This is a genomic window from Streptantibioticus silvisoli (assembly GCF_027947535.2).
GTDB classification, from domain to species: domain Bacteria; phylum Actinomycetota; class Actinomycetes; order Streptomycetales; family Streptomycetaceae; genus Streptantibioticus_C; species Streptantibioticus_C silvisoli.
This window is the reverse complement of the sequence record NZ_JAAGKO020000007.1, coordinates 123,923-135,249: the sequence shown is the minus strand read 5'-3', so window position 1 is coordinate 135,249 and position 11,327 is coordinate 123,923. Positions and strand designations below refer to the sequence as shown.

General features: G+C 73.9%; 11 protein-coding genes. 8 read left to right on the top strand and 3 right to left on the bottom strand.

Features of this window, described 5'->3' with window-relative positions; all coding sequences use genetic code 11:
• Positions 1–35: 35 nt before the first annotated feature.
• The gene (locus tag POF43_RS07670; RefSeq protein WP_271324092.1) at positions 36–899 is read right to left on the bottom strand and encodes a lysozyme; all 864 of its coding nucleotides are present in this window, start codon (positions 897–899) and stop codon (positions 36–38) included.
• A 362-nt stretch (positions 900–1,261) separates the two neighbouring features.
• On the opposite strand from POF43_RS07670, the gene POF43_RS07665 reads away from it, so the two are divergent.
• Positions 1,262–1,627, top strand: a complete 366-nt coding sequence (locus POF43_RS07665) for a DUF1304 domain-containing protein (protein WP_271314905.1) — start codon at positions 1,262–1,264, stop codon at positions 1,625–1,627.
• 80 nt (positions 1,628–1,707) lie between these two features.
• Here the strand turns inward: POF43_RS07665 and POF43_RS07660 are convergent, their stop codons facing one another.
• Both POF43_RS07660 and POF43_RS07655 read right to left on the bottom strand, forming a co-directional pair.
• Positions 1,708–2,085, bottom strand: a complete 378-nt coding sequence (locus POF43_RS07660) for a hypothetical protein (RefSeq protein WP_271324093.1) — start codon at positions 2,083–2,085, stop codon at positions 1,708–1,710.
• A gap of 139 nt (positions 2,086–2,224) precedes the next feature.
• The gene (locus POF43_RS07655) at positions 2,225–3,679 is read right to left on the bottom strand and encodes an ABC transporter substrate-binding protein (protein WP_271324096.1); all 1,455 of its coding nucleotides are present in this window, start codon (positions 3,677–3,679) and stop codon (positions 2,225–2,227) included.
• Between the two features lie 1,215 nt (positions 3,680–4,894).
• Between POF43_RS07655 and POF43_RS07650 the strand changes: the two genes are divergently transcribed.
• The 7 genes from POF43_RS07650 (at position 4,895) to POF43_RS07620 (ending at position 11,327) form a co-directional block, all read left to right on the top strand.
• Positions 4,895–5,824 (top strand): DeoR family transcriptional regulator, encoded by a 930-nt coding sequence (locus POF43_RS07650; RefSeq protein ID WP_271324094.1) that lies wholly within the window; start codon positions 4,895–4,897, stop codon positions 5,822–5,824.
• Complete coding sequence (locus POF43_RS07645; protein WP_271324095.1) at positions 5,821–7,176, top strand: 6-phospho-beta-glucosidase; 1,356 nt, start codon at positions 5,821–5,823, stop codon at positions 7,174–7,176. The genes POF43_RS07650 and POF43_RS07645 overlap by 4 nt, the downstream gene beginning before the upstream one ends.
• A gap of 190 nt (positions 7,177–7,366) precedes the next feature.
• Positions 7,367–8,359 (top strand): pyridoxal-phosphate dependent enzyme, encoded by a 993-nt coding sequence (locus tag POF43_RS07640; protein WP_271325657.1) that lies wholly within the window; start codon positions 7,367–7,369, stop codon positions 8,357–8,359.
• Positions 8,360–8,548: 189 nt separating this feature from the next.
• Entirely contained in the window at positions 8,549–8,770 is a 222-nt protein-coding gene (locus tag POF43_RS07635) for a hypothetical protein (protein WP_271314899.1), read from the top strand.
• A 92-nt stretch (positions 8,771–8,862) separates the two neighbouring features.
• Positions 8,863–10,083, top strand: a complete 1,221-nt coding sequence (locus POF43_RS07630; protein WP_282698569.1) for a mechanosensitive ion channel family protein — start codon at positions 8,863–8,865, stop codon at positions 10,081–10,083.
• Between the two features lie 108 nt (positions 10,084–10,191).
• On the top strand, positions 10,192–10,971 hold the full coding sequence (locus POF43_RS07625; protein ID WP_282704479.1) for a hypothetical protein: 780 nt from the start codon (positions 10,192–10,194) through the stop codon (positions 10,969–10,971).
• Positions 10,968–11,327 (top strand): MrpF/PhaF family protein, encoded by a 360-nt coding sequence (locus tag POF43_RS07620; protein WP_271322677.1) that lies wholly within the window; start codon positions 10,968–10,970, stop codon positions 11,325–11,327. Before POF43_RS07625 ends, POF43_RS07620 begins: the two co-directional genes overlap by 4 nt.

The window sequence follows — 11,327 nt, the reverse complement described above, 5'->3', positions numbered from 1 at the left end:
ACCCGCGGCCGGCCCTTTGAGCCGGCCGCGGGCCGTCAGGTGTTGTTCGCCAGCGCCTTGATCCGCGCCGGGCCGCCGTTGAACCGGTCCTGGTCGCCGGGCAGGGCGCCGGAGTCGGCGTACTGCCAGACGGTCCAGGTGCGCCAGCCGGCCGGCAGGGCGCCGATGCGGGCCGAGTAGCGGGCCACGAACAGCGGGTCCTTCGCGGCGAACGCCGGGCTCTTGCCGGTGCAGGTGTTCCACCAGTCGGCGGTGGTGTAGATCGTCGGCCACCGGCCGGTCCTGGCGTGCACCTCACCGGTGAAGCTCTTGACCCAGGCGACCATGGCGGCGTGCGACTTGCCGTAGCACTCGGCGCCGTACGGGTTGTACTCGATGTCGAGTATCGGCGGCAGCGTCCTGCCGTCCTTCGACCACCCGCCGCCGTGCTTGACGAAGTAGTCGGCCTGCGCGCGGCCGGTGGAGGTGTTCGGGGTGGCGAAGTGGTAGGCGCCGCGGATCAGCCCCGCCTTGTACGAGCCGTTGTACTGCTGGGTGAAGTGGGCGTTGTGGTACGTCGTCGACTCGGTGGCCTTCACGTACGCGAACCGGGCGCCGGCCTTGCGGGCGGCCGTCCAGTTCACGCTGCCCTGCCGGGAGCTGACGTCCAGGCCCTTGGTGGTGGCGGCCTGCGGGGCGCTGCCCGGCGGTACGGCGGCGCGGCCCTCGTGCGCGGCGACGGTGGAGCCGGCCCAGTCCCGCTCGGGGTGGCTGAGGTGGGTGGCCGCGGCGGGAGCGGCGTGCGCGGTGCCCGGCAGGGCGACGGCGGCACCCGCCAGCAGACCGGCGCCGGCCGCGGCCACGAGTGCCCGTGACGCGAGGACGCCTCTTCGCGGGACGCGGATTCCCCGAGCGCGCATGACTTCTCCCTCCAGACGATGTGCCAGAGGCGTTGTCGCGCCCTCGTGGCCCAGCAGAACTTACGCGGGGCGGGGGCGGGCGGACGGCGTTTGCGGGGGACTCGCTGGTCCGAACCACTCGCCCGGCAGTCCGCGGTGCCGCCGCCCCGGTGACGTGGGCCTCCTCGCGCCGGCCGGCCGGGAGACCGCCCGGCGGAGCCGGCCGACCCGCCGGCCGGCCGGCTCCCCGGTCACCGGGACGACGCGGGCCCGACCGGATCGGCACACATCCGTAAGGCCCCCGTGTCCCGCGTTCTGGACACCCGCCCATAAAGTTCGGTCAGACATTCGGCAAGATCGAACGGGCAAGGGGTCGAACGAGCGTGAACACGATCGCGATCGTGCTGGTCGCACTGGTGGCCGTACTGCATGTGTACTTCCTGGTGCTGGAGATGTTCCTGTGGCAGAAGGCCCCGGGCCGGGCGCTGTCCGGGTTCGACGCCGACCTGGCCCGGACCACCGCGCCCCTGGCGGCCAACCAGGGCCTCTACAACGGCTTCCTGGCGGCCGGCCTGGTGTGGGGGCTGATAGCCGCCGACCCGACCGGCCGGCGGGTGCTGATCTTCTTCCTGATCTGCGTGGTGGTGGCCGGCCTGTACGGCAGCCTGACCGCCAACCGGCGCATCTTCTTCGCCCAGGGCGTGCCCGGCGCGGTGGCCCTGGCCACCGTGCTGGCCAACACGCACTGATCCCGCTCCGGCGGTCTCCGCGGCCCGGGACGCGCACCGCACCGGTGCCGTCTCCCGGGCCGCGACGCGTCCGGCCGGGATCAGGCGTCGTCGTGGCCCGCCTCCAGCCACCTGACCATCCCGGCGCGCCAGCGGTCCCGGACCTGGTCCCAGGCGCGTTCGGCGTCCTTGTCGGCCCACTCCTGGCCGTTGTCGGTGTACTCCGGCACGTCGGCGGTGGCCGGGTCGGCGGCCTGGCGGCGTTCGAGGTCCTCGGCGAGCCGATGGTCGAGGTCCAGGCGCAGTTCCGCCAGCGCCGGCACCCGGCGTTCGATCTCCTGGTAGATGTCCTCGTCGAGGTTGTCCATCGGCCAGGACTGCGGGCCCCGGTGGCCGGTGCCCTCCAGCATGATGCGCGTGTGGGTGCGCAGTTCGTTGTCGGTGAGCACTTCAAGCCCGGTTGATCTCCGCTGGGTCACCGCGGGTGCCTCGTCTCTGGGGTCGTGACGGCCGGCGGCCGTGGCCGCCCTCACCGGCGATCATGCCCGGTGCGGGGGCGCGGAAAAGCCCCCGCGCGCCCGGGAGTTCGGGCGGGCGGGGGCTTTGGTCGCGCTGCGGTCAGGACGTGCTGCCGACGCTGACCATCCACAGGCAGGTGACACCGCTGGCCGAGGTCGACAGCGCGGCGCCCTGCACGTTGGAGGCGGACACCGCGTAGTCCTTGCTCTGCCACAGCGGCACGATCGGCGCGTCGGCCGCCTCCTGCTGCTGGATCTTGCCGAACAGGCCGTCGGCGGCCGGCCGGGAGGCCATCGTCCGGCTCTGCTTGAGCCAGGAGTTGATCGACGCGTTGTGGTAGCCGTTGTTGAAGACGCCCTGGTCCTCCAGCAGCGGCGCGATGAAGTCGTCGGCGTCCGGGTAGTCGGCCGACCAGCCGACGGTGAACGCGTCGTACTTGTTGTGCGTCCAGCCGGTCTCCATGGCCGCCAGCGTGTGGACGTCCTGGATGTCGACCTGGAACAGCCCCGAGGCGTTCAGCTCCTTGGCCAGCTCCACGGCCTCCGGCTTCGGCGCCGGGCCGGTGGCGTAGCTGAGGGTGAACTTCACCGGCGTGTGGATGCCGGCCCGCTGCAGGTCGGTGGCCGCCGCCTGCTCGTCGGGGTCGGAGCCGTACTTGTCGAAGAACGGCGTGGTGTGGCCCAGCACGCCCTGCGGGACCAGCGAGTACAGCGGGGTGACGGTGTGCTGGAAGACGGTGCCGACCAGCGCCGAGCGGTCCACCAGCGAGGCGACGGCCTGCCGCACCGCGGGCTGGTCGAACGGCGCGTGCGTGGAGTCGAACACCATGATGTTCTCGGTGCCGCTGCTGATCGCGATGGTCTGGTAGGCGCTGGAGCCCTCCTGGTACTGGTTCTCCACGGCCGGCGGCAGGTCGCGCGGTACGAAGTCGACCTTCTTGGCCTTCAGCGCGGCCGCCAGCGCGGCACCGTCGGCGTAGTACCGGATCGTCGCGCCGGCGTTGGCCAGCTTGAAGATGCCGTGGTAGTCCGCGTTCGGCGTCAGGTCCGCCACCTTCTGCTTGGTGTAGTCCTTGAGCGCGTACGGGCCGGACCCGATCAGCTTGCCGCCGGTCAGCAGTTTGTCGGCCGGGTAGACCTTGCTGTCCACCAGGGCGCCGGCACCGCTGGATATCTTCATCGGGAAGGTGGCGTCCGGCTCGGACAGCTTGAAGGTCACCGTGTCGCCGGAGGCGGTCGTCGAGGTGAGGTTGGACAGCAGCGACTCGGGACCGGCCGCGGCGTTGATCTTCTTGATCCGGTTGAAGCTGAACGCCACGTCCTGGGCGGTCAGCGGGTCCCCGTTGGAGAAGGTCAGGCCGGCGCGCATCGTGCAGGTGTAGACGGTCCGCGAGGCGTTGGTGAACCCGCAGGACTTGGCGGCGTCCGGCTTGGGCTGGTCCTGGTTGGGCGGGAAGCTCAGCAGCGTCTGGAAGGTGTTGCCGTACAGAATCCACGACCCCTGGTCGTAGGCGCCGGCCGGGTCGAGGTTGCTGACCAGGTCGGTGGTCCCCATCACGGGGTGCCCGCCGTCGCCGCTCCCGCTGCCGCCCGAGCAGGACGTGCACAGCGCTAGGACAAGTGCTGAGGCGAGGACGGTCCCGGTCCGACGCATGGGCGGCTCTCCCAAGAAGCAGGCAAACATGAGTTCGTAACGAGGCATGATGCTAAGCCCTGGAGGTAGGTACGTCTGCACAAGATCATCACTCTTGCCGCCGTTGCGCTCCATCGTGTGTCTTCGCCGATCACAGTAACGACACCACTGATCCCGGAACGTGACGAACGGACCTGTCCGAAAACCGTCGTTCAGCGCTTCACGGGTCCGCCGGTATTCCCGGAACGGAATATCGCTGGGGCACCACCTGGAACGCGGCGGCCGTGAGCACGGTGATCGGTCGGGCCGCGCGGGCAATGCGAAACGCGGGGTGTGTTCACGCCCGAAGAAGGCCGGCCCGTGCGTTCGCCCCGGCCGGCGATCGCGATGAGGGTGTTCACCGCCCGCGCGGACCGCCGGGTCGTCCGGTGAGCACACCGGCGGCGCCGACCGGTGCCAGGACGCGCCACGGCCCGGCCCGCCCCGGGGAGTCGGCCACCTGCGCCGCCCCGACGACGCCGGGCGGCGCCGACCGGCACCGGACGCAGGAGAGCCCGCGTCCCCAACGCGCCGAATGCGGGCGGCCACGCGGTCCGCGACCGGAACAACGACCTGCGGGAATCCCTGAGTCCCGCGCCCCGCACGCCGAAGTACGGCGGAATGGCGAATGCCGGAAACGGCGTGATCAGGCTGATCGGCGTCCGATGAAAAGGCGGCGATTTCCCCGGAACCCCGAAGAACGCGAACAAGTGGCCGACCGGTACCGGAGGGACGGCCGTGAGAACCACCACACTTCCGGCCACCCGTACAACCGGGGCCGGGATATGACGCGAAGTGACCCCGTGCCCACGCCCCGGAGAAATTCCCGAAGTATGTTCGAGAGGCCCGGAGAACGACCGGACCGTCCCGCCCGGCGCGATGCGTCCCGCCCGGCGCGATGAGTGCCGAACCAGCGCCTGCCCCGGTGACGTCGGCCCCGGGGAGCCCCGCCGGCCGGACGCGGCAGCCGCCGGACGAGCAGACCCTCCGCGACGACCGGCGAGGTCCGGTCACGGGACGAGGGCCGTACCGCACGGCCGACCGACCTCCGTCAGCGGTAATGACCGAGGCCGGTCATCGGCTGGTAGCTTGAGCCGGATGACAGCGACCGACCGGCACGCCAGGAGCGTGGAGTCGCTCCGGGCCGCCGGGGAGGCGACGGTGCGCGAGCTCGCCGCCACGCTGCGGGTCGGCGAATCCACCGTCCGCCGGGACCTGGAACAGCTGGACCGCGACGGCGAACTCGTGCGCTCCCACGGCGGAGCCGCGCTCTCCTCCCGCCGGCGCCGGGGCGGCGAGGAGCCGGAGGAACCGTTCGGCGCGAGCGCCCGCCACGACCGTGCGCACCACGCGGCGATGGCGGCCCGCGCCGCCGAACTCGTCCCCGACACCAGCGTCGTCCCGCTCGGCACCGGCGCCGGCACCGCCCGGCTCGCCCGCCGACCGCGCGGCCGCCCGGTCACCGTCATCACCGGCACCGGCACCGGCACCGGCACCGGCACCGGCACCGGCACCGGCACCGGCACCGGCACCGGCACCGGCACCGGCACCGGCACCGGCACCGGCACCGGCACCGGCACCGCCCGGCTCGCCCGCCGACCGCACGGCCGCCCGGTCACCGTCATCACCGGCACCGGCACCGTGTTCGACGAACCGCGCGACGACCGGGCCGTCCGCCTCATCCTGCCCGACGGCGTGCCGCGCCGCAGCTACCTCTCCCCGGTCGGCTCGCTCACCGGGGCCGCGCTGCGCCAGGTCGGCGCCGACATCGCGTTCCTCAGCCGCACCGGGGTGCGTCCCGACGGGCAGGTCCTGGACGACATGGAGGTCGAGGCGCCCCTCGGCCAGGCCGTGCCCGGCGTGTCCGACCGCCGGGTGCTGGTGGCCGCCGGCAACACGTTCCCCGGTACCGGCTCGCTGCGGCTGTGCGCGCCGGCCGATATCGACACCCTGATCACGACCTCCAACGCCGACCCGTCGACGGTCGGGGCCTACCGGCAGGCAGGCGGAAAGGTGACAACCGTATGAAGCTGTCCATCCTGGGCGGCGGCGGATTCCGCGTGCCGTACGTCTACCAGGCGTTGCTGCGCGACACCGGCTCCCCGCGGATCGAGCACGTCGTCCTGCACGACATCGACGAGGGCCGCCTCGCCTCGATGGCGCGACTGCTGGCCGAACTCGCCGAAGGACACGGCGACGCGCCGAAGGTCACCGCCACCACCGACCTCGACACCGCCGTGGAGGGCAGCGACTTCGTCTTCGCCGCCATCCGCGTCGGCGGGCTGCACGGCCGCACCTGCGACGAGCGCGTCGCCCTCGACCTCGACGTCCTCGGCCAGGAGACCACCGGCCCCGGCGGCCTCGCCTTCGGCCTGCGCACCATCCCGGTGATGCTCGACATCGCCCGCCGGGTCAAGGCGCTCGCCCCGCACGCCTACGTCATCAACTTCACCAACCCGGCCGGCATGATCACCGAGGCCATGCAGACCGTGCTGGGCGACCGGGTCCTGGGCATCTGCGACACCCCCTCCGGCCTCGGCCGCCGGGTCGCCGCCGCCCTCGGCGTCGACGGCTCCCGGGTGCGGATGGACTACGTCGGCCTCAACCACCTCGGCTGGATGCGCGGCGTCCACCACGACGGCCGCGACCTGCTGCCCGAGCTGCTCGCCGACGACGACCTGCTCGGCGGCCTGGAGGAGGGCATGGTCTTCGGCCGCTCGTGGCTGCGCGACCTCGGCCTGATCCCCAACGAGTACCTGTACTACTACTACTTCAACCGCGACGCGGTGCGCTCCATCATCGACTCCGGCCGCACCCGCGGCGAGTTCCTGGTCGAGCAGCAGACCGCCTTCTTCGACCGCGTCGCCCGGGAGGACGGCCCCGGCGCGGTCAGCCTGTGGCGCGAGACCGTCGCCAACCGCAGCGCCAGCTACATGGCCGAGGCCAAGGCCGACCACGCGGCCGGCGCCGCCGCCACCGACGTCTCCGACCCCGAGGAGCACGGCTACGCCCAGGTCGCCGTCGGCGTGATGGCCGCCATCGCCCGCGACGAGCCGGTCAGCATGATCCTCAACGTCCGCAACGGCACCACCGTCGCCGCGCTGCCGCCCGACGCGGTCGTCGAGATCCCGGTCACCGTCGACGGCCGCGGCCTGCACCCGCACACCGTCACCGCGCCCGACCTGCACCAGAGCGGCCTGATGCAACAGGTCAAGGCGGTCGAGCGGCTGACCATCAGCGCCGCGGTCACCGGTTCGCGCTCCGACGCCCTCCAGGCGTTCTCGCTGCACCCGCTGGTCGGCTCGGTCACCGTCGGCCGCCAGTTGCTGGACGGGTACATCGCCCGCATCCCGCAGGTCGCCGCGGTCTTCGACCGCTGACCGCCCCGGCGGCGGCCGCCCCCTGCCCGGCCCCTGACGGCCGCGCGACCGGCCGCCGCCCGGCGGGCCGCCGCCCGCCCCCCGCACCCGACTGCCGCACCCGGCGCCGACCGCCCGGCCCCACGACCGCCGCGCCCCGACGCCGACCGATGACCGCCGACCGCCGACCGCTGATCCGGAGGGCTCCCGCATGACCAACGCCGACGGCACCGCGCCCCGCGCGCCGCTCAGCAGCTGGCCCACCCCGCTGGAACCCGCCGCCCGGCTCGGGCTGCGGCTGGGCCTGGGACCGGACGACCTGTGGATCAAACGCGACGACCTCACCGGGCTGGGCGGCGGCGGCAACAAGGTCCGCAAGCTGGAGTTCACCTGCGGCCAGGCGCTCGCGGCCGGTGCCACCACCCTGGTGACCTGCGGCGCCCCGCAGAGCAACCACGCCCGGCTGACCGCCGCCGCGGCCGCCCGGCTCGGCCTGGACGCCGTCCTGGTGCTGGCCGCCGACCCCGGCGTGCCGCACGGCGGCAACCTCGCCCTCGACGGGCTGTTCGGCGCCCGGGTGGTGTGGGCCGGCCCGGTCGGCGAGGCCGAACTGGGCGCCCGGACCGCCGCGGTGGCCGACGAACTGCGGGCCGGCGGTGAGATCCCGGCGCTCGTCCCGTTCGGCGGCTCCAGCCCGCTCGGCGCCCTCGGCTACGCGCGGTGCGCCCGCGAACTCCTCACCCAGGCACCGGACCTGGACACCGTCGTCGTCGCGCTCGGCTCCGGCGGCACCATGGCCGGCCTGGTCTCCGTCCTCGGCGCGCACCGGGTGCTCGGCGTGCACTGCGGCGCCGTCGAGGACCCGGCCGGCACGGTCGGCGCCCTGCTGTCCGGCATGGCCGGCCCGGACGGCGGCCACCCGGACGCCGGTGAGCTGCGGGTCCGCCACGACCAGGTCGGCGCCGGCTACCCGGTGCTCACCGAACCGGTCATGGCCGCCCTCACGCTGGCCGCCCGCACCGAGGGCGTGGTGCTCGACCCGGTCTACACCGGCCGCGCCATGGCCGGGCTGATCGCCGCGGTCTGCGACGGCGACGTCCGGCCCGGCCACCGCACCGTCTTCTTGCACACCGGCGGCCTGCCCGGCCTGTTCGGCCACCCCGACACGCTCGCCCGCGCCGCCGAGGACCTCACCGGCCGCTGACCCCGGCCCGAATCCCCAACTGCCCGCTCTGCACGGCCAGTTGACCCCGTAGGACGGCAAACGCCCGCGGCGCCACACCCGTTGGGGTCGCGACGACCGCGACGCGCGGCTCGTTCGGTACGCATATCGGCCACGGCCCCGGGCAGGCGAGTGGTTGGAGAAGCACAAAAGACCTACGGAGGCAGCATCATGGGCATCGGAGGATGCATCGGCCTGATCGGCCTCGGAGCGATCCTCACGTTCGCCGTCAACTTGCACATCAAGGGGGTCAACACGGACCTCATCGGCCTGATCATGATGGCCGTCGGTGTGATCGGGCTGGCCGCTTACGTGAGCATCTTCAAGCGTCGTCAGATGCAGCCGCCCCGGCCGGCCGCGCCCGTCGTCGAGGTCGAGGAACGCAACTGGTAACGGCTCGGCGAGGACCGGCGGCCCAGCCGTACGACAGTGTGCCGTCCCCGCGGGGACGGCACGCGGCTTACCGGTGAGGTTGTAGCACTGTGATGGAGACCTTGCTTCGTCCGCTGGCCGTGGCGGGCGGTGCCCTGGTCGCCACCCTGGCGCTCGGCTGGGTGGTGGACCGCGCACTGCGCCGCGTCGACGCCCGGCACCCCGAGACCCCGCTGTGGCACCTGCTGCGCCGCTGCCGGATCCCGTTCCAGGTACTGCTGTGCGCCCTGCTGCTGCTCGGCGCCTTCCCGGCCGCCCGCGTCGGCCACGGCCACCGCGACGGGATCGAACGCGCGCTGGCCGTCGTCCTGGTCGCCTCGCTGACCTGGCTGGCCGTCCGGGTCGCCACCGCGATCAGCGAGTCCGGCTTCACCCGCTACGCCAGCGTCTCGCACGACCCCGCCCGGGTCCGCCGGGTGCGCACCCAGGTCACGCTGATCCAGCGGGTGGTGTTCGTCGTGGTGGCCGTGGTGGCCGCCGCGGTCGCCCTCATGCAGTTTCCCGCGATGCGCACGGCCGGCACCTCCGTGCTCGCCTCGGCCGGCGTCATCGCCGCCGTCGCCGGCATCGCGGCCCAGTCCGTCCTCGGCAACCTCTTCGCCGGCCTGCAGATCGCGTTCGGCGACATGGTCCGGCTCGGCGACACCGTGGTGGTCGAGGGCCAGTGGGGCACCATCGAGGAGATCACCCTCACCTACCTGGTCATCCGCACCTGGGACGAACGCCGGGTCACCATGCCCGTGTCGTACTTCACCAGCCGCCCGTTCGAGGACTGGACCCGCGGCGGCGCCCAGCTGACCGGGGTCGTCCTCTTCCACCTCGACCACGCCACCCCGGTCGAGGAGATGCGCTCCGAGCTGCACCGGGTGCTGAAGGAGAACGCCACCTGGGACGGCCGCGGCTGGAGCCTGGCGGTCACCGACACCACCCCCACCACGATCGAGGTACGGGCCCTGGCCACCGCCAAGGACTCCGGCGACGTGTGGACGCTGCGCTGCACCATCCGCGAGGTCATGCTCGACTGGCTGCGCCGCGAACACCCCTACGCCCTGCCCCGGATCAACACCGCCCCGGCCCCCGGCCACCACCCGCTCGACGACACCCCCACCCGCCACACCCGCCACGACGGCTGCGCCTCCCGCCACGACGGCGGCCCGCGTCACGACGGTGTACGGGATCACGACGGCGTCCGGGACCACGCCGGCGGCGACCGGGGCCCGCACGACGGTGAGGTCCGCGGCCCCTCGCACCCCCGCCCTGCGCCATCGCGGTGAACCCCGCCCGCGCCCGGCACCCCGGCCCGGCGCGCGCCCCGCATCGTCGCCGGAGCGCGGGGTAGACGTGGCAGACCCGGCCGGGGCCCCGCGTCGAAGGAGGAACGGATGCGCCGCACCACGCGCTCCCTCGCGGCGGCCGCCGGTGAAGTCGCCGCCTGGTGGCTGGTGCTGACGGCGCTGTACCTGGTCCTCATCTCCGACGTCACCCCGCTGGAGTTCGCGGTGGGCGCCGCCGGTGCCGTCCTGGCCGCCGTCGCCGCCCGGCTGGCCCGCACCGCCGCCGAGGCCGGCACCGGGGGAGGCGGCCGGGCGCTCGCCGCCGCCCTGCACTGGCCGGCCGCACTGCTCACCGACACCGCCCGGCTGGCCGCCGTCACCGCCGGCGTCCTGTGCGGCCGCCCGGCCCCGGGCCGCTTCCGCGTCCTGCGCCTGCGCCCCGGCACCGGCGCCGCCTGGGCCGGGGCGCTGCTGTCCGCCACCCCGGGCGCGTACGTGGTGGACGTGGGGCGCTACGGGGAGGAGGACACGGGCGCTACGGAGGGGGAGGGGGCCTGCGGGGGAGGCGCTTCCGCTGCCGACGCCTCCGCCTCCGCTGCGGACGCCTCCGGTGCGGACGCCTCCGGTGCCCCCTCCGCCTCCGGTGCGGACGCCTCGGGGACCGACGCCTCCGGTGCCCCCGCCCCCGGGATCGACGCCTCCGCCTCCGGTGCCCCCGCCTCCGGTGCCGACGCCTCCGCAGCCCCCGCCTCCGGCGCTCACGCCTCCCCGGCCGGTGAGAACCCCGCCCCTCGCCCCCGCCCGCGCGGCGAGACCCTCACCGTCCACGTGCTGACCGACGACGTCACCGGCCTCGAACGCGCCCTGACGCTCGGGGACCGTTCGTGAACGCCTGGCTGCTGGCCGCCGCCGTGCTGCTCACCGCCGGGCTGCCGCCGTGCGGCTGGGTGGTGCTGCGGACCGAGCCGCACGAACGCGTCGCCGGGCTCAACCTCGCCTCGGTGATCACCGCCGTCGCGTTGCTGCTGATGTCCCAGGGCTTCGGCCGCACCTCCTACCAGGACCTCGCCCTGGTGCTGTCGGTGACCGGGCCGGCCGGCATCCTGGTGTTCGCCCGCTTCCTCGGCGGCCGGGGCCGCGACGCGCTCACCCCGCCCGACGCGGCCGACGACGCGAACGACGCCGCCGACGCGGCCCGCACCGCCGACGCCGGCCACCCCCGCCACACCGACGGCGGCCGGTGA

What these genes read in the sequence shown, in the direction of transcription:
- POF43_RS07630 (WP_282698569.1), top strand. Translation starts at nt 8,863, where the DNA reads ATGGAGACCTTGCTTCGTCCGCTGGCCGTGGCGGGCGGTGCCCTGGTC.
- POF43_RS07635 (WP_271314899.1), top strand. Translation starts at nt 8,549, where the DNA reads ATGGGCATCGGAGGATGCATCGGCCTGATCGGCCTCGGAGCGATCCTC.
- POF43_RS07655 (WP_271324096.1), bottom strand. Translation starts at nt 3,679, where the DNA reads ATGGGGACCACCGACCTGGTCAGCAACCTCGACCCGGCCGGCGCCTAC.
- POF43_RS07650 (WP_271324094.1), top strand. Translation starts at nt 4,895, where the DNA reads ATGACAGCGACCGACCGGCACGCCAGGAGCGTGGAGTCGCTCCGGGCC.
- POF43_RS07645 (WP_271324095.1), top strand. Translation starts at nt 5,821, where the DNA reads ATGAAGCTGTCCATCCTGGGCGGCGGCGGATTCCGCGTGCCGTACGTC.
- POF43_RS07640 (WP_271325657.1), top strand. Translation starts at nt 7,367, where the DNA reads ATGACCAACGCCGACGGCACCGCGCCCCGCGCGCCGCTCAGCAGCTGG.
- POF43_RS07625 (WP_282704479.1), top strand. Translation starts at nt 10,192, where the DNA reads ATGCGCCGCACCACGCGCTCCCTCGCGGCGGCCGCCGGTGAAGTCGCC.
- POF43_RS07670 (WP_271324092.1), bottom strand. Translation starts at nt 899, where the DNA reads ATGCGCGCTCGGGGAATCCGCGTCCCGCGAAGAGGCGTCCTCGCGTCA.